The organism is Pseudoalteromonas sp. Angola-4 (assembly GCF_028599265.1).
Taxonomy (GTDB): Bacteria; Pseudomonadota; Gammaproteobacteria; order Enterobacterales; family Alteromonadaceae; genus Pseudoalteromonas; species Pseudoalteromonas atlantica.
This window is the reverse complement of sequence record NZ_JAQREK010000006.1, coordinates 40,658-61,253: the sequence shown is the minus strand read 5'-3', so window position 1 is coordinate 61,253 and position 20,596 is coordinate 40,658. Positions and strand designations below refer to the sequence as shown.

18 protein-coding genes and 5 tRNA genes are annotated in these 20,596 nt (G+C 41.1%); 5 read left to right on the top strand and 18 right to left on the bottom strand.

Annotated elements, in window-relative coordinates:
• Positions 1-71 precede the first annotated feature (71 nt).
• The 11 genes from PSH48_RS09385 to PSH48_RS09335 all read right to left on the bottom strand — a co-directional run bounded on the left by PSH48_RS09385 (position 72) and on the right by PSH48_RS09335 (position 9,527).
• A complete protein-coding gene (locus tag PSH48_RS09385) occupies positions 72-1,973 on the bottom strand; it encodes a SurA N-terminal domain-containing protein (protein ID WP_273611431.1) in 1,902 nt (633 codons plus the stop codon).
• A 172-nt stretch (positions 1,974-2,145) separates the two neighbouring features.
• On the bottom strand, positions 2,146-2,445 hold the full coding sequence (locus PSH48_RS09380) for an HU family DNA-binding protein (protein ID WP_286247754.1): 300 nt from the start codon (positions 2,443-2,445) through the stop codon (positions 2,146-2,148).
• Positions 2,446-2,628: 183 nt separating this feature from the next.
• Positions 2,629-4,989 (bottom strand): endopeptidase La, encoded by a 2,361-nt coding sequence (gene lon / locus PSH48_RS09375; protein WP_004586897.1) that lies wholly within the window; start codon positions 4,987-4,989, stop codon positions 2,629-2,631.
• A gap of 150 nt (positions 4,990-5,139) precedes the next feature.
• On the bottom strand, positions 5,140-6,423 hold the full coding sequence (clpX, locus tag PSH48_RS09370) for an ATP-dependent protease ATP-binding subunit ClpX (protein ID WP_004586896.1): 1,284 nt from the start codon (positions 6,421-6,423) through the stop codon (positions 5,140-5,142).
• A 135-nt stretch (positions 6,424-6,558) separates the two neighbouring features.
• Positions 6,559-7,176 (bottom strand): ATP-dependent Clp endopeptidase proteolytic subunit ClpP, encoded by a 618-nt coding sequence (gene clpP, locus PSH48_RS09365; protein WP_024033798.1) that lies wholly within the window; start codon positions 7,174-7,176, stop codon positions 6,559-6,561.
• Positions 7,177-7,339: 163 nt separating this feature from the next.
• On the bottom strand, positions 7,340-8,644 hold the full coding sequence (gene tig, locus PSH48_RS09360; protein WP_004586894.1) for a trigger factor: 1,305 nt from the start codon (positions 8,642-8,644) through the stop codon (positions 7,340-7,342).
• A 355-nt stretch (positions 8,645-8,999) separates the two neighbouring features.
• A tRNA-Pro gene (locus tag PSH48_RS09355) sits at positions 9,000-9,076 on the bottom strand.
• 51 nt (positions 9,077-9,127) lie between these two features.
• Positions 9,128-9,204 (bottom strand) — tRNA-Pro (locus PSH48_RS09350).
• Between the two features lie 15 nt (positions 9,205-9,219).
• Positions 9,220-9,295 (bottom strand) — tRNA-His (locus PSH48_RS09345).
• A 24-nt stretch (positions 9,296-9,319) separates the two neighbouring features.
• Positions 9,320-9,396, bottom strand: a tRNA-Arg gene (locus PSH48_RS09340).
• Positions 9,397-9,450: 54 nt separating this feature from the next.
• Positions 9,451-9,527 (bottom strand) — tRNA-Pro (locus PSH48_RS09335).
• A gap of 341 nt (positions 9,528-9,868) precedes the next feature.
• On the opposite strand from PSH48_RS09335, the gene folD reads away from it, so the two are divergent.
• Positions 9,869-10,723: a bifunctional methylenetetrahydrofolate dehydrogenase/methenyltetrahydrofolate cyclohydrolase FolD gene (gene folD, locus PSH48_RS09330; RefSeq protein ID WP_029772557.1), complete on the top strand. Its 855-nt coding sequence runs from the start codon at positions 9,869-9,871 to the stop codon at positions 10,721-10,723.
• A 72-nt stretch (positions 10,724-10,795) separates the two neighbouring features.
• Here folD and cysS read toward each other — a convergent pair whose 3' ends face one another.
• Both cysS and PSH48_RS21250 read right to left on the bottom strand, forming a co-directional pair.
• The gene (gene cysS / locus PSH48_RS09325) at positions 10,796-12,175 is read right to left on the bottom strand and encodes a cysteine--tRNA ligase (protein WP_096041402.1); all 1,380 of its coding nucleotides are present in this window, start codon (positions 12,173-12,175) and stop codon (positions 10,796-10,798) included.
• Between the two features lie 100 nt (positions 12,176-12,275).
• Entirely contained in the window at positions 12,276-12,440 is a 165-nt protein-coding gene (locus tag PSH48_RS21250) for a hypothetical protein (RefSeq protein WP_443197869.1), read from the bottom strand.
• Positions 12,441-12,588: 148 nt separating this feature from the next.
• Between PSH48_RS21250 and PSH48_RS09320 the strand changes: the two genes are divergently transcribed.
• From PSH48_RS09320 to PSH48_RS09310, 3 genes are all read left to right on the top strand, one after another.
• Positions 12,589-13,080, top strand: coding sequence for a peptidylprolyl isomerase (locus tag PSH48_RS09320; protein WP_273611430.1), 492 nt, complete (start codon positions 12,589-12,591; stop codon positions 13,078-13,080).
• 85 nt (positions 13,081-13,165) lie between these two features.
• Positions 13,166-13,903 carry a UDP-2,3-diacylglucosamine diphosphatase gene (locus PSH48_RS09315; RefSeq protein WP_055253121.1) on the top strand — a complete coding sequence of 246 codons (738 nt, stop codon included), beginning with the start codon at positions 13,166-13,168 and terminating at the stop codon, positions 13,901-13,903.
• A 52-nt stretch (positions 13,904-13,955) separates the two neighbouring features.
• Positions 13,956-14,756 (top strand): substrate-binding periplasmic protein, encoded by an 801-nt coding sequence (locus PSH48_RS09310; RefSeq protein WP_273611429.1) that lies wholly within the window; start codon positions 13,956-13,958, stop codon positions 14,754-14,756.
• Positions 14,757-14,788: 32 nt separating this feature from the next.
• On the opposite strand, the gene miaE is transcribed toward PSH48_RS09310, so the two are convergent.
• The gene (gene miaE / locus PSH48_RS09305) at positions 14,789-15,559 is read right to left on the bottom strand and encodes a tRNA isopentenyl-2-thiomethyl-A-37 hydroxylase MiaE (protein WP_004586888.1); all 771 of its coding nucleotides are present in this window, start codon (positions 15,557-15,559) and stop codon (positions 14,789-14,791) included.
• 215 nt (positions 15,560-15,774) lie between these two features.
• Between miaE and PSH48_RS09300 the strand changes: the two genes are divergently transcribed.
• Positions 15,775-16,374 (top strand): Yip1 family protein, encoded by a 600-nt coding sequence (locus PSH48_RS09300; protein ID WP_004586887.1) that lies wholly within the window; start codon positions 15,775-15,777, stop codon positions 16,372-16,374.
• 99 nt (positions 16,375-16,473) lie between these two features.
• Here PSH48_RS09300 and purF read toward each other — a convergent pair whose 3' ends face one another.
• The 4 genes from purF to folC form a co-directional block, all read right to left on the bottom strand.
• The gene (gene purF / locus PSH48_RS09295) at positions 16,474-18,000 is read right to left on the bottom strand and encodes an amidophosphoribosyltransferase (RefSeq protein WP_004586886.1); all 1,527 of its coding nucleotides are present in this window, start codon (positions 17,998-18,000) and stop codon (positions 16,474-16,476) included.
• 18 nt (positions 18,001-18,018) lie between these two features.
• Positions 18,019-18,513: a CvpA family protein gene (locus tag PSH48_RS09290; protein WP_004586885.1), complete on the bottom strand. Its 495-nt coding sequence runs from the start codon at positions 18,511-18,513 to the stop codon at positions 18,019-18,021.
• Between the two features lie 171 nt (positions 18,514-18,684).
• A complete protein-coding gene (locus tag PSH48_RS09285; RefSeq protein ID WP_273611428.1) occupies positions 18,685-19,299 on the bottom strand; it encodes an SPOR domain-containing protein in 615 nt (204 codons plus the stop codon).
• An 11-nt stretch (positions 19,300-19,310) separates the two neighbouring features.
• Positions 19,311-20,576 carry a bifunctional tetrahydrofolate synthase/dihydrofolate synthase gene (folC, locus tag PSH48_RS09280; protein WP_273611427.1) on the bottom strand — a complete coding sequence of 422 codons (1,266 nt, stop codon included), beginning with the start codon at positions 20,574-20,576 and terminating at the stop codon, positions 19,311-19,313.
• Between the last annotated feature and the right edge of the window lie 20 nt (positions 20,577-20,596).

Below are 20,596 nucleotides of genomic sequence, written 5' to 3'. Positions count from 1 at the left end.
ACTAAGCACATTGAAGTTATAAAAAAGGCGCGTTACTTATAAAGTAACGCGCCTTTTTTAATGTGCCGCGATTATTCTGCTGCTTGCTCTACCACGGGTAGGTTTAGCTCAGCCTTTGCCTTTAAAGACTCAATAAACGCTAAGTAGTTTTTGTTAGCTTGCGCCATAGTAATGTTTTGCTGTACTTGCGGGTCGATATTTGCGGTTACTTGCGCATCGCTTACCGATTTAAGTGCAACAATTGCCGCATCATCGTTGTTTAAATCAACCACGTCTGTGCTTGGTGCATCATTAGGACGAGGCATTTTAAACGCTTGTGTTACAATAGCAGGCGAAACCGTGTAGCTTTGACGCGTTAAGCTCGCTTCTTCACGTACCGTTAGGTTTTGCTCACTGGCCACATCGCTTAGCGTTTTACCTGCTTGAACTTGTGCAAATAACTCACGTGCTTTTTCTTTAGCAAGTGTTGATGCTTTTTCATTAACTAAACGTGTTTTGATTTGCTCACTCACTTGCGCAAGCGGTTTAGTTGCAGATGGCTCGTATTTATTTACACGTACTACAATAACGTGCTCATCACCTAGCTCAATCACTTCTGAGTTTACTTTATCTTCAAGTAATTCTACTGAGAACAACTGTGAAATTACCGCAGGTGTATTAAGTGGCTCTGGCAATGCATTACGTGCAACAAGTGGCGTAGTTTTAACTTCAACGTCTGCCACTTCTGCAGCATCGTCTAAACGGTCAGAAATCTCAAATGCTAAGGCACCCATTTCTGTTTGCTTTTCGTAAAACGCATCTACTTTTTCAGTTTGCTCAAGCTCTGCACGTAAGCCGGCTTTTACGTCGTCATACGCTTTTACTTGCTCTGGCTGTAAGTCAGTAAGTTTAATAATGTGATAACCAAACTCTGATGCTACAACCTCTGAAATATCACCTTTGTTTTGAAGCGCAAATGCAGCATCTTCAAAAGCAGGGTCCATTACATCGCGCTCAATCCACTCTAGGTCGCCGCCCATTTCGCCACTCACAACATCATCCGATGATGACTCTGCAAGCTGTGCAAAATCAGCACCTTGCTCTAACTGCTCATGTAATGCGTTGGCTTTTTCAAGCGCGGCATCATCATCTTCGCTGTTATCAATTAAAATGTGCGATACACGGCGTTTTTCAGGCTCGATGTATTGTGCTTTATTTTGCTCATAATACGCTTTTACGTCGTCTTCTGTTACCGACTCTACGGTGATATCTTGTGCTTTAAGCTCAATGTAATCAACCGATACACGCTCTGGCGATAAAAATTGTGATGCGTTTAGCTCGTAGTAATCAGCAATTTCTTGCTCAGATACGTCTACGTTTACTTGTAACGCTTCTTTGCTTAACACAAGGTAGTCTATGCTACGCGTTTGCTGCTGCAGGGCTGCAGCGCGTTTAAGCTCGTTTTCAAGTGCAAACTCAGTACCAGCAACCGCAGACACTAATTGGCTACGTGTCATGTCTTTACGTAAGTACTCACGAAAAGCATCTGGTTGAAAGTTCATTTGACGAATTACTTGTAGGTAACGGTCGTTATTAAATTTTTCACCAATTTGAAAGTACGGTAGTTCTAAAATTGTTTTACGTACGCTGTCGTCGCTTACGCGAAGGCCTAAATCTGCCGCTAATTGTGATTGCAATTCTTGTTGTACTAAGCGGTCAATTACACCTTGACGAATTTGCGCCATGTAATTTGGATCTGCACTGATTTGTGCAAAGTATTCGCCAAATTGTTGCTCTAAACGGCTACGTTCGTTTTGATAAGCACGATTAAATTCGGTTTGGCTAATTTTAATTCCATTTACTTCAGCAACGGGTTGTTCTGGGGTTTGACCTAAGTAACTACCGATCCCTGCTAAGGCAAAAGATAAAATCACCGCGCCTAAAATTATTTTGGCTACAGGACCCTGTGAGCCCTCTCTGATTTTCTCAAGCATTTGTTTATCTCTTATTGATCAAGGTATTTTACCTTGTCATATGTAAAAAAAGCGTATCTTACCAGATACGCTTTTTCACTTGAAGTAACTGGCGGTGAAGTTACTTAATTCATCGATTAGGATAATTAAGTTTATATACACTCGCCATAACTAATCTGTATTTAAACAGTGATTAGTTTACTGCGTCTTTCAGCGCTTTACCGGCTTTGAAAGAAGGAATATTTGCCGCAGCGATTTGAATAGTTTCACCAGTTTGTGGGTTACGGCCTGAACGAGCTGCACGCTCGCGTACTGAGAAAGTACCAAAACCTACAAGTGCAACTGAATCGCCATCTTTAAGCGCTCCAGATACAGACTCGATGAATGAATCTAGTGCACGACCTGCAGCCGCTTTAGAAATGTCAGCGTCAGCTGCGATTTGATCGATTAATTGAGATTTATTCACAATATCATCCTCTTTCATTGTTATTATCAAGAGCGATTGTTTTTTAAACTAACATCACTTTTTTGAAAATTTTAGAGCAAACTTTTAATGCTCACATGATTATATTTTTCTTAAGCCTAGGCCCCATAAGGGCTAGGCTCGAAAACCAGTGCTTAACTTATCATACCGATTAGATTTGAAAAGCCCTTTAAAGCACTTTTTTTGGGTTTTTTATTGGTTTTTCGGTGTTTCGACTGAAAAACTCTCAACAGGATGCACTAAAGCTAACTTTAATACTTCATCAATCCATGTAACTGGGTGAACATCTAAGCCTGCCAGTACGTTATCTGGGATCTCTTTTAAGTCACGTTCGTTAATTTTTGGAATGATGACTGTTTTAATTCCACCACGGTGTGCAGCAAGTAGTTTCTCTTTTAAACCACCAATAGGCAGTACTTCACCGCGCAGTGTTATTTCACCTGTCATTGCTACATCGGCTTTAACGGGGTTACCTGTTAAGCTCGATACTAAACCCGTTACCATTGCTGCACCGGCACTTGGGCCATCTTTAGGGGTCGCCCCCTCTGGTACATGCACATGAATGTCGCGTTTTTCGTAAAAATCGTTATTAATACGGAAGGTGTCAGCGCGGTTGCGTACTACCGTCATCGCCGCTTGAATCGACTCTTGCATTACATCGCCCAGTGAGCCTGTGTAGCTTAGCTTGCCTTTACCTGGCACAGCCGCACATTCAATGGTCAGTAAATCGCCGCCTACTTCGGTCCACGCTAAGCCTGTTACCTGACCAATGCGGTCGCCGTCTTCAGCTTTACCGTAGTCGTAGCGCTGTACACCTAAAAACTCTTCTAGGTTATCTTGATTGATAGTGACTGTTTTAGTCTCTTTATCAAGTAAGATATTTTTAACGGCTTTACGACATAGTTTAGATACTTCGCGCTCTAAATTACGTACGCCCGCTTCACGCGTGTAGTAACGAATAATGCCAATAATTGCACTGTCTTCTATTACTAGCTCAGAAGGTTTTAAACCATTGCGTTTAACTTGCTTAGTAATTAAGTGCTCTTTTGCAATGTTTAGCTTTTCATCTTCGGTGTAACCCGATAAGCGAATAACTTCCATTCTGTCTAATAATGGACCAGGGATATTAAAGCTGTTTGATGTTGCTACAAACATTACATCCGATAAATCGTAGTCTACTTCTAAGTAGTGATCAGCAAAGTGGCTGTTTTGCTCCGGATCTAGCACCTCTAATAACGCTGATGCTGGGTCGCCGCGCATATCAGATGACATTTTGTCGATTTCATCTAACAAGAATAATGGGTTTTTAACGCCCACTTTTGTCATGTTTTGAATCAGCTTGCCTGGCATAGAGCCAATGTAAGTACGACGATGGCCACGAATTTCAGCTTCGTCACGTACACCACCTAACGCCATACGAACATATTTACGACCCGTAGAGCGTGCAATAGACTGCCCTAGTGACGTTTTACCTACACCCGGTGGTCCTACTAAACATAAAATAGGCCCTTTAAGCTTATTAGTACGTTGTTGCACCGCGAGGTATTCAATTATGCGTTCTTTAACTTTATCTAAGCCGTGGTGATCGCTATCAAGAATTTTTTGCGCGCCTGCTAAGTCTTTTTTCACTTTCGAGCGTTTTTTCCATGGTACGTTAATTAACGTATCAATGTATGAACGCACTACAGTGGCCTCTGCAGACATTGGCGACATCATTTTAAGCTTATTAAGCTCAGCTGATGCTTTTTCTTTCGCTTCTTCTGGCATACCTGATTCTTCAATACGCTTTTTAAGCGCTTCAAATTCGTCAGGTACATCATCAAGCTCACCAAGTTCTTTTTGAATGGCTTTCATTTGCTCGTTGAGGTAGTACTCGCGCTGAGATTTTTCCATCTGCTTTTTCACGCGGGTACGAATTTTTTTCTCAACTTGCAATAAGTCTATTTCACCTTCCATCAGTGCCATTAAGTATTCTAAGCGCTCTGTAACGCTTGAAATCTCTAACACTTTTTGTTTTTCAGGCACTTTTAATGGCATATGCGCTGCCATTGTATCGGCAAGGCGTGCTGGCTCATCAATGCCTGAAACAGAGGTTAATACCTCAGGTGGAATTTTTTTATTAAGTTTTACATAGCCTTCAAACTGGCTAACAGCGCTGCGGATGAAAATATCTTGTTCTTGCTCATCCACTGAATCAGATTCGATGAACTGAGCATTCGCTACAAAAAACTCATCGTTATCTACAAATTCTTCAATTTGTGCGCGCTGCGTACCTTCAACTAAAACTTTAACTGTACCGTCTGGTAACTTTAATAACTGAAGTACAGTAGCAATAGTACCGATACGGTAAATATCGTCTTGCTCAGGTTCGTCTACAGTTGCATCTTTTTGTGCAACCAAGAAAATTTGTTTGTCTTTATCCATTGCCGCTTCGAGGCATTTTATTGATTTTTCACGGCCTACAAAAAGCGGGATCACCATGTGCGGATATACCACAACATCGCGCAGTGCTAACACTGGGATTTCGACTCGATCGGTTCTCTCAAGCGTCATTATAGTTTCTCTTCGCACTTCATTTATTTAAAAGATTACTCAAGTATATGGGGATAATCTAATTAAAGTTCAACAATTTTCCCCAACTCGTTCAAATTAATTATAAAAAAAGGAGCCTAAGGCTCCTTTTTTATACAAATAGCTTAAAAACTACTCTGATGCAGCTTTATCTTGATTATTGTTTTCATAAATCAAGATTGGGTCAGATTCACCTTTAATCACGGTTTCATCTATAACCACTTTGCTTACATCATCCATTGATGGCAGCTCATACATAGTATCAAGCAGTACGCCTTCAACAATTGAGCGAAGTCCGCGAGCACCTGTTTTACGCTCCATTGCTTTGTGAGCAATAGCGCTTAGTGCATCATCACGGAACTCTAATTCAACGTCTTCCATACCAAACAATACAGAGAACTGTTTAGTAATGGCGTTTTTAGGTTCACTTAATATTTGTACAAGTGCCGCTTCATCAAGCTCAGTTAATGTAGCAACAACAGGTAAACGACCAATAAACTCAGGAATTAAGCCGTACTTAACTAAATCTTCTGGCTCTACGTCTTTAAATGTTTCGCTTAAAGAGCGGCTCGACGCTGACTCTTTAACGTTAACACCAAAGCCAATTCCGGTATTTTTATGGCTACGCTGTTCGATTACTTTATCTAGGCCTGCAAAGGCACCACCACAGATAAATAAAATCTTAGAGGTATCAACCTGTAAAAACTCTTGCTGCGGGTGCTTACGACCACCTTGTGGTGGTACTGAGGCAACCGTGCCTTCAATTAGTTTAAGCAGCGCTTGTTGTACGCCCTCACCCGACACGTCACGTGTAATAGATGGGTTATCTGATTTACGCGAAATTTTGTCAATTTCATCAATGTAAACAATACCACGTTGCGCTTTTTCTACGTCGTAGTCACATTTTTGTAGCAGTTTTTGAATGATGTTTTCTACATCTTCACCTACATAACCGGCTTCGGTTAGTGTAGTTGCATCTGCCATAGTAAACGGTACATCAAGTAAACGCGCAAGTGTTTCTGCCAGTAATGTTTTACCACTACCTGTAGGGCCAATAAGCAAAATGTTACTTTTACCTAGTTCTACTTCTTGCTTTGTAGATTGGTTGCGTAGGCGCTTGTAGTGATTGTATACCGCTACAGACAATACTTTTTTAGCATGGTCTTGACCAATTACGTAGTCATCTAAGTGATTACGAATTTCTTTTGGCACAGGTAGTTTATCAGACGAATTATGCTTAGGAGCAATGTCTTTGATTTCTTCCCTGATAATATCGTTACACAGCTCTACACATTCATCACAAATGTATACTGAAGGACCTGCAATTAATTTACGCACTTCGTGTTGGCTTTTGCCACAAAAAGAGCAGTATAACAATTTATTACTTTTGTCGCCGTCTGTAGGAGTGTCAGACATTCAGCTACCTCTTTTATACGTTGGCTGCCAAATAAGGTTGGCAACTATTTCAAATTCGCTTTTAACTATACCAAAATTTACTGGTTTTCGCATAGTAACTCAAAGTGGCAAGCAATTATTTGCTTGCCTACACGCTTACTTGCTTTCGCGATTTGTAAACACTGAGTCAACCAGGCCGTAATCTACAGCTTGTGATGCACTCATAAAGTTATCACGGTCAGTATCGCGTGAAATAACATCTAATGGCTGGCCTGTATGCTCTGCCATTAAGCGGTTAAGTTTGTCTTTAATAGACAGAATTTCTTTTGCGTGTATTTCAAAGTCAGATGCTTGACCTTGGAAACCACCTAACGGTTGGTGAATCATTACACGTGAGTTTGGTAAACAAAAACGCTTACCTTTAGCGCCAGCAGTAAGCAAAAATGCGCCCATGCTTGCCGCTTGGCCAACACAAATAGTACTTACATCTGGTTTGATGAAGTTCATTGTATCGTAAATTGCCATACCAGCGGTTACCGAACCACCTGGTGAATTAATATATAAAAAGATATCTTTTTCAGGGTTCTCTGATTCTAAAAATAGCATTTGCGCTAAAATTAGGTTTGCCATGTTGTCTTCAACTTGGCCCGTTAAAAAGATAATTCGCTCTTTTAATAGACGCGAATAAATGTCATACGAGCGCTCACCTTTAGCTGTTTGTTCAACAACCATAGGGACTAATGCATTTAGGGGATCTGTCATACCAGTGTTCATACTTTTTTAATTCCTTATGCGCTTATGCTTTTTCTTACTAAAGGAAGCATAGTTATCATTTTTCGCAAATTATGGGGCACAAACTAAAATGGCCCGGGCACACTGCATAAACAGAGTAACACGAGCCATTTAATCGTTAGCGAGCGCTTAAGTCAATGACTTATTAAGCACCTTGCTGAGGATTCATGATGTCATCAAATGCTTTTTCAACGTCAGACACGTTTGCTTTAGCTAAAATAGCTTCAACAGCTTGCTCTTCCATTGCAACATTACGCATTTGCTGCATAAGTTGATCATTTGCTTTGTAGTATTCTACTACTTCAGTTGGATCTTCGTAAGCAGATGCAACTGTAGCAATTAATGCTTCAACTTTTTCATCATCAACTTTGATATCGTTTGCTTTGATCACTTCACCTAGTAATAGGCCAGTTTTAACGCGAGTTACAGCTTGCTCGTGGAACAATTCAGCTGGAAGCTCAGGCATGTTTTTAGCGTCGCCACCAAAACGTTGAGCTGCTTGCTGACGTAGTGCGTCAACTTCTTGATCAATAAGTGCTTTAGGCACTTCGATTTCGTTGTTTTCTAAAAGACCTTTAATCGCTTGGTCTTTCACGTTAGCTTTAACCGCTTGGTCTAGCTCACGTGTCATGTTCTTTTTAACTTCTTCTTTAAGCGCGTCTACGCCGCCTTCGGTAACACCGAACTTAGTTGCAAACTCTTCGCTTAATTCAGGTAGCTCTTGTGCTTCAACTTTTTTCACTGTGATAGTGAATTGAGCCGCTTTACCTTTCAGGTTTTCAGCGTGGTAATCTTCAGGGAAAGTTACATCAGCAACTACTTCTTCGCCTGCTTTTTTACCAACGATATTGTCTTCAAAACCTGGGATCATACGACCTTGGCCAAGCTCAAGTGGGAAGTCTTCAGCTTTGCCGCCTTCAAACTCTTCACCGTCGATAGTACCTACGAAATCAACTGTTACACGGTCGTTTTCGCCAGCAGCTGCGTCAACATCAGCCCAAGAAGCGTGTTGCTTACGAAGTGTTTCTAGCATGTTTGCTAAATCTTCGTCAGTTACTGTTACCGCTGGTTTTTCTACTGCAATTTTGTCTAAACCTTGAACTTCAACTTCAGGGTATACTTCAAACGTTGCAGTAAACTCTAAATCTTTACCTGCTTCAAGTGATTTAGGTGCAAATGATGGTGCGCCAGCAGGGTTAATTTTTTCAGCAACAATTGCTTCAATGTAGTTACGCTGCATTACTTCGCCAGCTACTTCTTGACGAACCGCAGGTCCAAAACGCTTGTTAATTACTGAAACTGGTACTTTACCAGCACGGAAGCCATCGATACGCTGCGTTTTTGACAGTTGTTGTAAGCGTTTTTTTACTTCGGTCTCAACGTTCTCTGCAGGAACGGTGATGGTCAGACGGCGCTCAAGGCCTTGAGTCGTCTCAACAGAAACTTGCATGATTTACCTCAATATTCAATTTTGGCGACTGTTCGCCTTCCTTACAAACAAAGTAATCTTCATGAGTCTTGATAAATTTTAAAGCGATTTTTCACTAAAAAGCATCCGTCACTACCATGAGATCCCATTGCTGCTCTGCCCTTCGGGCACTATGTTAAACAATAGACGCGGCATTATAACCTAATAATTATGATAGTCGAGTGTAGGGGGCAATTATTTGGACTAGTTTAGCTACGATCGAGACCAACTGCGTAAAAAACAGACTAACTGGTTCGTTAAAGCGATATTTTAGTAGGAGGTAAATAGAAGTTATTGCTGAGTGATTACTCGTTTACTTTCTTTAAGGTTAAGAAAGTGGTCGGCGATGCAGGATTTGAACCTGCGACCCCTTGGACCCAAACCAAGTGCGCTACCAAACTGCGCTAATCGCCGATAATCGTGTTGAATACTTAAATGTTGAATTTAAGACCACTTATGAGAAAGTGGTCGGCGATGCAGGATTTGAACCTGCGACCCCTTGGACCCAAACCAAGTGCGCTACCAAACTGCGCTAATCGCCGATACTCGAAGTAAATTGGGGTGACTGATGGGGCTCGAACCCACGACAACCGGAATCACAATCCGGGGCTCTACCAACTGAGCTACAATCACCACGGTATTTACTTTGTTTTCAAATGGCGCACCCGGAAGGATTCGAACCTTCGACCAACGCCTTAGAAGGGCGTTGCTCTATCCAGCTGAGCTACGGGCGCATCGAAAACTTCATAGTTTGCCTGTAAGCTATTCTATTATAAAAATAAAAGAAGTGGTCGGCGATGCAGGATTTGAACCTGCGACCCCTTGGACCCAAACCAAGTGCGCTACCAAACTGCGCTAATCGCCGATGCTTACGATTGCCTGCGAGTGACCTCGTTGACAACGGGGTGCATAATAGTGATTTGCCTGGGAGAGGTCAAACGTTTTTTGCATAAAATAAATCAATCGGTCATTTTTAGTTCATAATGGTTAAATATTGCAAAACTAAGCTGAAATTTAGACGCTTTTTTTGAAAACTCCGGTTTATAACCTAAAAGCAACTTGGCGCTTCGGGCCTTTTCTGCGAAAATAGCCTGCATATTAAAAAAGCATTAATAAAATTAATTTTTTGCATACACCCCTCTTTATATGCAGATGCTTTTAAAATATAAGTATCGAAGTTTATTTAACCCCAATTAAAGGTCCCCCATGACGGCAAACATCATTGATGGTAAGGCAATCGCAAAACAAGTACGTAGTGCAGTGGCTGAGCGCGTAAGCGAACGCGTTGCAAACGGTTTACGTGCACCCGGTTTAGCAGTAGTACTGGTAGGGCTTGACCCTGCAAGCCAAGTTTACGTTGGCTCTAAGCGTAAAGCGTGTGAAGAAGTAGGATTTATTTCAAAGTCATTTGATTTACCTGCGCAAACCAGCGAAGAAGAACTACTAGCATTAATTGATGAGCTAAATAATGATGGCGAAGTAGATGGTATTTTGGTGCAACTACCGCTACCTGAAGGCCTAGATGCAGAAAAGATTTTAGAACGTATTACACCACATAAAGATGTAGACGGTTTTCACCCTTACAATATTGGCCGCTTAGCGCAACGTATGCCGGCGCTGCGCCCATGTACACCAAAAGGGATTATTACCTTATTAGATTCAACGGGCGTACGTTATAAAGGGATGCATGCGGTAGTTGTTGGTGCCTCTAATATTGTTGGTCGCCCTATGTCGCTTGAGTTATTACTTGCCGGTTGTACTACAACGGTATGTCACAAATTTACACAAGACTTAGAAACCCATGTGCGCCGCGCAGACTTATTAGTCGTGGCCGTAGGTAAACCTGAATTTATACCTGGTGAGTGGGTAAAAGAAGGTGCAATTGTGATTGATGTAGGTATTAACCGTTTAGATACAGGCAAGTTAGTGGGCGATGTTCAATACAGTGTTGCAGAGCAAAAAGCTGATTTTATTACACCTGTACCGGGTGGCGTTGGCCCAATGACTGTAGCAAGTTTAATTGAAAACACCCTCGAAGCATGTGAAAAATACCACAGTTAACTTAATGCCTTAGCATTAAAAAAGGGTTGCCAACTGGCAACCCTTTTTAGTTTAAAAGCTACTTTAACGCATTTACGCTTTACGCCACGTTGTTTTACCTGCTGAGTCTTCAAGCACAACACCGAGTGCATTAAGTGCATCACGTGCTTCATCAGCAGCGGCCCAATCTTTGTTTGCGCGCGCTTCATTACGTTTTACAATCAGCGCTTCGATAGTGGCCACTTCATCATCATCTTGTCCGCCTTGCAAAAACGATTCAGGTGCTTGCTGGGCAACACCAAGCACTTCGCCTATGCTGCGTAGCACAAATGCTAATTGCCCTGCTTGCTGTGTATCGGTGTCTTTAACACGGTTTAGCTCTTTAGCCAGTTCAAATAAAACCGGTAACGCCTCTGGTGTATTAAAATCATCATTCATGGCTTTTCTAAATTTAGCCACGTACTCATTGTTTTCAATATCGCACGTAATTGGCTCAACACCGCGAAGTGCTGTGTAAATACGTTCAAGCGATGAACGTGCTTGATCTAAATTCTCTTGCGAGTAATTTAGCTGGCTACGGTAATGCCCTGATATTAAAAAGTAACGAACTGATTCAGCGTCATATGTTTTTAATACCTCACGCACAGTAAAAAAGTTGTCTAATGATTTAGACATTTTTTCTTTATTTACTTGTACCATGCCTGTGTGGATCCACGTATTTACATACTTGCCATTGTTTGCACAGCATGATTGCGCAATTTCGTTTTCGTGATGCGGGAACTGTAAATCAGAGCCGCCACCGTGAATATCAAAATGCTCACCTAAATGCTTTGAGCTCATTGCTGAACATTCTATATGCCAACCTGGACGCCCTTCTCCCCAAGGAGATGACCATGAAGGTTCGCCTGCTTTTGCTTTTTTCCACAATACAAAATCAAGCGGATCGTCTTTGTCTTGTGCAACCTCTACACGAGAGCCTGCTTGGAGCATACTTAAATCTTGCTGCGATAGTGCGCCGTACTGCTCAAACGTAGAAACATCAAAAAGCACGTCGCCGTCGTTTGCTACGTACGCATGGCCTTTTGCAATTAAGCGCTCAACCATTTCGATAATTTCATCCATATGGTTTGTAACCGTAGGTTCAATATCTGGGCGCAACATGTTTAGGCTATCAAAGTCTTCGTGCATGGCTTGGGTCATACGCAAAGTTAGGTCATTAATTGACTCGCCATTTTCGTTTGCGCGTTTAATTATTTTATCATCTACGTCGGTAATATTACGTACGTATTTTAAGTCGTAACCAAGGTGGCGAAGGTAGCGGACAATAACATCAAACCCGACAAATGTACGCGCATGACCGATATGACAAAAATCATAAATGGTGATACCACACACGTACATGTCGATTTTGCCTTCGACCATAGGTTTAAACTGCTCTTTTTGTCGCGTGAGTGTGTTGTATATTTGTACCATTTACTTTTAGTCCTTGACTGTTTGCTGAGTTGGCTATGTTAACACTTGAAAAGCCCCCGCTCTAGCGCTTTTTATACCCAAACCTCTTCAATACGCATGTTTAAGCTGGAATTAAAACCAATTTAGGCAAGGCCTTGATTGTATGTAATAGAGGTTCTGTTGTTAAAATTAATAACACTGTAAAAATCAGTTTTAACCCCCCCTGTTTATTGCTTAATAGGCTCTTGTTCTGTGCATGGTTATATATTGAGAGAAAATACCACAACGGCAAAATACCGCCTCGATATTAACCCCCTGTAAAACGCACAAGTATATACCTTGGGCAGCTTTGGATATATTGAACAAGCACTTTGTTTATCTTAGTTAACTAAGATAAAATAGCGCGACTAATTAAACCAGATATAGGAAACCACATGGTTGTTCTACACACTAATTTTGGTGACATCACCATTAAAATGTTTGAGCAAGAAGCTCCAAACACAGTTAAAAACTTTTTAGAGTACGCAAACTCAGGTTTTTACAGCGGCACTATTTTTCACCGCGTAATTGACGGCTTTATGGTGCAAGGCGGTGGGTTTGTACCTGGTATGGAACAAAAAGACGTTAACGACCCAATTCAAAACGAAGCAAATAATGGCCTATCTAATAAAGTAGGTACATTAGCAATGGCGCGTACACCTGATCCACATTCAGCAACAGCCCAATTTTTTATTAACGTTAACGACAACGACTTTTTAAACCACAGCAGCGAAACTTCGCAAGGCTGGGGTTACTGTGTATTTGCTGAAGTAGTTGAAGGCATGGACGTAGTAAATAAAATTAAAGGTGTAGCAACAGGCAGCGCTGGTTTTCACCAAGACGTACCGCTTGAAAATGTAATCATCGAAAACGTTACTGTAAGCTAAACGTTTACTCATATACTGAGTAATTAAGCGGGCATGGTACATTATGTATGCGCCCGCTTTTTATTTAACCTAACTAGATGCCTCTATGACTTCTCAAACCTACTTTATTGCAGACTTACACCTAAGTGAAAACCGCCCAGATATTAGCGAGGCTTTTTATCGCTTTATAAATACGCACATTATTGGTAAGCCCGTAGATGCACTGTATATTTTAGGTGATTTTTTTGAAGTATGGGTTGGGGATGACTACGTAACAGAATTGGCTAGTGAGGTAGCAAAGCATTTAAAAGCCGTTAAAGATGGCGGAACACCAGTGTACTTTATACACGGTAATCGCGATTTTATTATGCGTGAGCAATACGCTAAACGCGCAGGTATGGTATTGCTAAACGAGCAAACGGTTATAGATTTATATGGCACTCCCACTGTTATTTTGCACGGTGATGAAATGTGTACTCAAGATATTGAGTATCAAAAGTTTCGTAAAAAAAGTCGCGGTTGGTGGTGGCCTAAATTAATGTTAGCAATGCCACTATGGTACAGAAAAAAAATTGCTCGCAATGCCAGAGAAAAAAGCAAATTAAGCCAAGCCGACAAACCCATAGAAATTTTAGACGTAGTAGATGACGCCGTACTAGCGATGTTTGCCAAGTATAATGTAAGCAACATGATACACGGCCACACCCACCGCCCTAACGTACACACTTACACTGTAGGTAAGCAAACACTAACACGCACTGTGCTTGGTGATTGGTATACTCAAGGCTCATATTTAGTGGTTACTCCACAAGGTCAAAAACTCATTAATACGCCCTTCGCATAATTTCAAATCCTGACTATTATTTAAGTACTTTTTGGTAATAGGATAAGGATATATGTATAAAGCTATTTATTGTTTGGTGCTTTGTTGCATTTTTTCCAAAGGGTATGGCTCAGAAAATTGGCAACTCGTCGCCGAAAACTCCCCACCCTATATTGGTGAGCGCTTAACTGATAACGGCTGGGTTACTGCCTTAACTAAAGCGGCCTTAGCTAATCAAAATATTAATAACGACATTGAGTTTACCAGCTGGAACAGAGCGCTGGAGCTTACCAAAATAAATAAAAAAGATGCAATTTTAGGCGCTTTTTATACAAAGTCGCGTACTGATCTTTTTTATTATTCGCGCCCACTTGCTAACGTATACGTTGGACTATTTAAGCTCAAAGACAGACAAATAAACTATGACGGCAGTATGGACTCTTTACAGCCATACAGTATTTGTAAAGGCATTGGCTACGCAGTAAGTGAAGTTTTTTCTGAAAGTAATGGCCTTGCCGTAACCTCCACTCGCGGGTTAATTAACAGTTTATATATGCTTCAAAAAGGACGAATAGACTTAGTAGCAGGCACTAAAGAAGTGGGTGAATACTGGTTAAAAAACACCGAAAAGCTTAATGAACCCGGCGCGCCACAAGTTGAATATATTTCGCCCGATTTAGAGCATCATCAACTGCATGTTATGTTTCCAAAGTCTGACCCTGATGCAAAACAAAAAAGAGACGCGCTTGAACAAGGCTTTTCTACTATTTTATACAATGGCACCGCAAAAGAGCTATTAGTAAAACATGGCTTTTCTCAAAGCACGGCGCTTGAGCTCATAGACTTTATAGAAAGAAGTAGCACACCTAACTAGCCGGTGTGCTTGAAGAGCTAAATAGCACCACTTTAGTTAGTAACGAGTGCAGGTGCGCCACTGTGAAATTTAAAGTCTTCATCAGGGCTAGTGATCAAATCAGCCTCAATTTTACCAAAAAAGTCGACTCGCTCAGTAATATCAAAATCAGCAATTTCTTGTGCCAGTGTTAAGTAATCTTGATAATGGCGCGCCTCAGAGCGAAGCAATGAAATATAAAAATCGCCTAAGCGTTTATCAACATGTGGAGCAAGTGCAGCAAAACGCTCACATGAGCGAGCCTCAATATAAGCACCTACAATTAGTTTATCGACTAATGCATTAGGCTCAAACGTTTTAACGTTACGTAGCATCCCTTTAGCGTAACGACACGGTGTAATACTGCGGTACTCTACCCCATACTCGTCCATTATTTCGAGCACTTGATAAAAGTGATGTAATTCTTCTTTTATTAGCATCACCATTTTATCTATTAAATCTTGCCCGTAAGGTGAGTTAGACTTTGGGATAATAGATTTTGTAAGTTTATTTTTAGCCGCTAAATCACGCCAATTACCTTCACGTTTATAAATAAGTGTTTCAAAGGGCTTTAGCCATTCAAGTAATGCATCGCTGCTGTCTTTATCTACCGCGTACTTACGAATTAAAAACATTGCACTTTGCGCTGCTTTTAACTCACAAATTAAGTGATCGATTAAGATAATCGATAAATTTTCTTTTTTTACTGCCTCAATAACCCATTCATTTGGAGTTTCGCACAATAAAAAATTATTAATAGGGGCTAAAAGTTCGCTATGTGGCACAGGGCTGCTCGTTACTTCAAATAATAAAAAGCCATTTTAACACGAAAAATAACGAAGAATAAAACGAGCTAAAACAACCTCTTTAAAATGTTAATAAGCAGTTAACTTGACTTTGTATATGAACTACACCATAAATATAGGTACTGTATAAAAAACAAACTAACTAAAACTAAATTATAACCAACAGTAATACGTTCCTTTTATGGAGTACCGCTATGATACTGAACCACCTGTGGGGCATTTATGCTCATCCACTCGAAGAATGGCAAACAATAGATAACCGCCACGAAAGCCTGACTTATAGCCTGTCGCATATTTTACTTATTGCATTATTTCCATCGATTATGGGGTATTACTCATCGGTGTATTTAGGCTGGAGTATTGGTGCGGGCAACCCAGTATTTTTAACACATGAAAGCGCACTGCTAATTGCCGTGGCTATGTATGGTGCGTTAATAGCCGGTGTGTTTGCACTGGCCTATTTAGCCCATTGGATGGCCGTTACATTTGGTGCTAAACCTACCTTTACACAAACGCTTGAACTTGCCGCTTATACTGCTACACCCGTGTTTATGTCGGCCTTAGCCGCTTTTTTACCTGAGCTGTGGTTTGTTGTTTGCGTAGGTATGATTGCCCTAGCCTACTCGGTGTACTTGCTTTATACAGGCGTGCCAATACTAATGCATATTCCACAAGAGCGCGGCTTTATTTATGCCAGCTCTGTTGTTACCTGCGGGCTAATTTTATTGGTAATAATTTTAGCTGTAACCGCAATACTTTGGACTAACGGCATTGTGAGTCCAATGTTTACCTAATCAACCACGTTGTTTGATATGAAGTGTTCCCTTTCTTTCCTTCGCAAAAAAGGAGCTAATTAGCTCCTTTTTTTATGTCTGACTATATTTAATCACACATTAATCAGCTTCGTTGGCATCTTGATTGTGTATTTCAAGGCCTGATGACATGGCGTTTTCGCGGTTACTTTTAGCCGAGTCGTTACGTAATTGATCGATATGGTTTAAGTAATCTTGATCGATATCGCCAGTAATGTATTGCCCATCAAATACAGAGGTTTCAAACTTAGTAATTTCTGGGTTTTCTTGGCTTACAGCGGCAATTAAATCGTTTAACGATTGAAAAATTAAGCCATCAGCACTGATGCTTTGGTTAATGTCTTCAACTTCACGGCCATGCGCAATAAGCTCTGCGGCAGATGGCATATCAATACCATACACATTAGGAAAACGAATTTCTGGTGCTGCTGAGGCAAAATACACATTTTTTGCTCCGGCTTCACGGGCCATTTCTACAATTTGTGCCGAGGTTGTACCGCGTACAATTGAATCATCCACCAGTAAAACGTTTTTACCTTTAAACTCACGGTCAATCGCATTTAGCTTTTGACGCACTGACTTTTTACGCATTTCTTGGCCAGGCATGATAAATGTACGACCAATATAGCGGTTTTTAACAAAGCCTTGGCGGTAAGGTAAATCAAGCATGCGGGCAATTTCTAACGCCACATCGCATGAGGTTTCAGGAATTGGGATAACAACATCAATGTCTTTATCGCTCCACTCACGCGCAATTTTTTCACCCAGTTTAGTACCCATATTTACACGCGTTGCGTAAACCGACATACGATCGATGGTTGAATCTGGGCGAGCAAAATAAACAAACTCAAAAATACACGGCGCATAAGAAGCTTTTTCAGCACAGCTTTGTGAATGAAATTGGCCATCTTCAGTTACGTAAATCGCTTCACCTGGTGCAACGTCACGCACAAATTCAAAGCCGTCTGGCTTTAATGCTACGCTTTCTGAGGCAAACATGTACTCAGTCCCTTTAGGGGTTTCACGCTTGCCAAATACCAAAGGACGGATACCATTTGGGTCACGAAATGCTAAAACACCGTGGCCAATAATCATCGCAATAGCGGCGTAGCCACCGGTTACTTTGTTGTTTACTTCGGTTACTGCAGTGAAGATGTCTTCAGCGTCTAAATGTAATTTGTCAGACTTACTTAGCTCATGTGCCATGATATTAAGTAGTATTTCTGAGTCAGACGTTGTATTAACGTGACGACGCGCTTCTGAGAACAGTTGCTGCTTTAGAGTTTCAGCATTGGTTAAATTACCATTGTGCGCAAGCGCAATACCAAATGGTGAATTAACATAAAACGGCTGCGCTTCAGATGAACTTGACGAGCCAGCAGTAGGGTAACGTACGTGGCCAATACCAATTGTGCCTTGTAGTCGTTTCATATGGCGGGTGTGAAACACATCCTTTACTAGGCCATTTGCTTTGCGCAAGCTAAACGTATTGTTTTCAATGGTAATGATGCCCGCGGCATCTTGACCTCGGTGCTGCAAAACAGTTAAGCCATCATAAATCGCCTGATTAACAGGAGATGTTCCGACTATCCCAACGATACCACACATGTAATTTATCCTCGCCGATTAACGGTTTACTGAATTTAAAAAGCTCGAGTTGTTTTCTAGGTACGAAAAGAACCACTCAACAACAAAGCCAAATTCTGGAATCAAAATAGAATTGCCCCACCAGTGCGTGTTTGGTGCACCAGTAAAAGCATCAAGAAAGAAGAGTAACGCGCTCACGACCAACACGCCTCGTAATGCACCAAAAACAATGCCGAAGACACGATCGGTGCCAGATAAACCAGTACGTTGTACAAGCTCACCTAAAATGTAGTTTAGTAAACCGCCTAACAGTAGCGTCGCAAAGAAGAGTATGGCAATGGCCGCCGCATTTCTTAAAAGGGGTTCAGAAATACTTGTTAGGAAGGAAGCTAAATATTGGTAAAACAAACTAGAGATGATAAATGCGCAAGCCCATACTGCTAATGACATAGCTTCTTTAACAAAGCCGCGTATTAAACCGATGATGGTAGACAGTGCAATGATGCCAAGAATGGCGTAATCAACCCAGATCATATTAACCAATTAGTCGCTATTTTGGGGCGCATTCTATACCCAAACCTCGTTAATATGCAAGTTAAAGCGGGAGATAACCAGCAACTAGCACGTACAAAAACTTATCACTTTAACGGCTATTTTTAGCCCTTAAAAACAAAAAAAGCCTTACTATAGTAAGGCCTTTTAAAATCAATTAGAGACGCTGTATTGAGTGACTTTGCCGTTTAACTTAGTAAGCGCTTTAAGCTCGGGTAACTTTTTGGTCAGCTCCCCCTTATCAAGCGAGGGCCCAACAAACACTTTAGTCAATGTGCCATTTGGCGTTTTAATTGGTTTTGTAAACGTTTTAAAGCCTTTCGCTTTAAGCTTAGCTTGTAAGGCCTTAACATTGGCGGCATGGGAAAAACTACCTAGCTGAATTACATAGGCCATATCAGTGAGGTTTTCTTCACTTTTACGTGGTGCAATAGGCTTTGCTTTTACCGGCTCTGGAGCAGTTTGAGGCTCTATGCTTGCTTCGACTATTTCAGGCTCAGCTGCGTATTGGCTTTGTTTGCTTGTCAGCACATCGTCATCGGCAGCTATGTCTTCAATTTGCTCTTGTTTTAAAGGCTCAGCCTGCGCTACTTTTTCATCTATAGACTCTTGAAGGTCAATAGTTTTAAACTCAGAGCGTTCAGGGATAGCTTTAAAGCCCTCTTTGTAGTGGACCTTTTCGCCATCGAGTATATTAGGAATAAACACAATTGCTGCGATCACCACAATACTGGTTCCGACTAAACGATTTATAAAACCTGAGTTCACCGACTTTCTCTCTATTTTTTAAAGTAGTTTATAGCATCTGCAACAGTAAAAAATGACCCAAACACAATTAAAAGCGTATCACTTTGCTGTGTAGGCATAATTACATTAAGTGCATCGTGCACACTATTATAGCGTTCATGCGTGCCTGTATGAGGTATAGTTTGCAACGCCGCGGCCATATTTTCAACGTTATCGCCACGAGGTATATGCAAGCTAGTAAGAGACCAGTGATCAATTACATGGCTTACCTCTTTAAGTACACCCGCTTTATCTTTATCAGCAAGCATAGCGACTAATGCATGAATTTTAAAGCCTTTATCTTTATAGCTGGCAAGCTTTAGTGCTAAATAACGAGCAGATTCGGGATTGTGAGCTACATCGGTAAACACTAAAGGTGCAGTGCTTAACTGCTCAAAGCGCCCCTCAACAACTAAGTTAGCTAAACAGTGCTTAATTACCTCATCACTTGGCAATAAATTTAGCACAGCTAAGGTTGTTAAGGCCGTTGCTGCATTTTGTGCAGGGATTGCTGGCTTATCTAACAGCAAATTATGATTTTTATATTGCCATGTAAAATGCGCTTCGTGCTCTTTGAATATAAAATCAGTACCGGATATAACCATGCCTGCTTTAATTTCAGCACCGTAATCGGTCATTGTATGTGGTATGTTTAAATCACCAATAATAGCCGGCGTGTTTTGACGAAATATACCTGCTTTATCATAAGCAACTAACTCTCGTGTATCGCCTAGGTATTCTTTATGATCTAAATCTATGGTGGTGATCACGCTTGCATAAGGTGTAACAATATTGGTGGCATCAAAGCGCCCGCCCAAACCAACCTCAAGCAGCACATAATCAACCTCAAAGCGTTTAAAAATAGCCAGCGCACCTAGGGTGCCATATTCAAAATACGTAAGCGCCGTATTAGCGCGACCTTGCTCTAGCGTGTTAAAGGCATCAACATGGTATTGATCATCAAACTCTTGGCCATTTATGCGCACACGCTCGTTGTATCTAATTAAATGAGGAGAGGCATACGTACCTACGCTGTAACCTTGCGCAAGTAATAGCGATTCTAAACAGCGTGCAGTTGTGCCTTTGCCGTTTGTGCCGCCAATAAGAATAATTTTGCTGGAAGTGTTTAATAAGCCAATGTTATTTGCAACAGTAGCAACGCGTTCGAGTCCCATTTCAATATTTGCAGGGTGAACACTCTCTAAATAACAAAGCCAATCATCAAGGCTTGATGATTGGCTAGGAATTGTATTTGTCATAGCGTGTAATCAGTAAAGCT

What these genes read in the sequence shown, in the direction of transcription:
- lon (WP_004586897.1), bottom strand. Translation starts at nt 4,989, where the DNA reads ATGACGCTTGAGAGAACCGATCGAGTCGAAATCCCAGTGTTAGCACTG.
- PSH48_RS09290 (WP_004586885.1), bottom strand. Translation starts at nt 18,513, where the DNA reads ATGATCTGGGTTGATTACGCCATTCTTGGCATCATTGCACTGTCTACC.
- clpX (WP_004586896.1), bottom strand. Translation starts at nt 6,423, where the DNA reads ATGTCTGACACTCCTACAGACGGCGACAAAAGTAATAAATTGTTATAC.
- clpP (WP_024033798.1), bottom strand. Translation starts at nt 7,176, where the DNA reads ATGAACACTGGTATGACAGATCCCCTAAATGCATTAGTCCCTATGGTT.
- PSH48_RS09320 (WP_273611430.1), top strand. Translation starts at nt 12,589, where the DNA reads ATGGTTGTTCTACACACTAATTTTGGTGACATCACCATTAAAATGTTT.
- PSH48_RS09300 (WP_004586887.1), top strand. Translation starts at nt 15,775, where the DNA reads ATGATACTGAACCACCTGTGGGGCATTTATGCTCATCCACTCGAAGAA.
- purF (WP_004586886.1), bottom strand. Translation starts at nt 18,000, where the DNA reads ATGTGTGGTATCGTTGGGATAGTCGGAACATCTCCTGTTAATCAGGCG.
- tig (WP_004586894.1), bottom strand. Translation starts at nt 8,644, where the DNA reads ATGCAAGTTTCTGTTGAGACGACTCAAGGCCTTGAGCGCCGTCTGACC.
- PSH48_RS09315 (WP_055253121.1), top strand. Translation starts at nt 13,166, where the DNA reads ATGACTTCTCAAACCTACTTTATTGCAGACTTACACCTAAGTGAAAAC.
- PSH48_RS09310 (WP_273611429.1), top strand. Translation starts at nt 13,956, where the DNA reads ATGTATAAAGCTATTTATTGTTTGGTGCTTTGTTGCATTTTTTCCAAA.
- folD (WP_029772557.1), top strand. Translation starts at nt 9,869, where the DNA reads ATGACGGCAAACATCATTGATGGTAAGGCAATCGCAAAACAAGTACGT.
- folC (WP_273611427.1), bottom strand. Translation starts at nt 20,576, where the DNA reads ATGACAAATACAATTCCTAGCCAATCATCAAGCCTTGATGATTGGCTT.
- cysS (WP_096041402.1), bottom strand. Translation starts at nt 12,175, where the DNA reads ATGGTACAAATATACAACACACTCACGCGACAAAAAGAGCAGTTTAAA.
- PSH48_RS09385 (WP_273611431.1), bottom strand. Translation starts at nt 1,973, where the DNA reads ATGCTTGAGAAAATCAGAGAGGGCTCACAGGGTCCTGTAGCCAAAATA.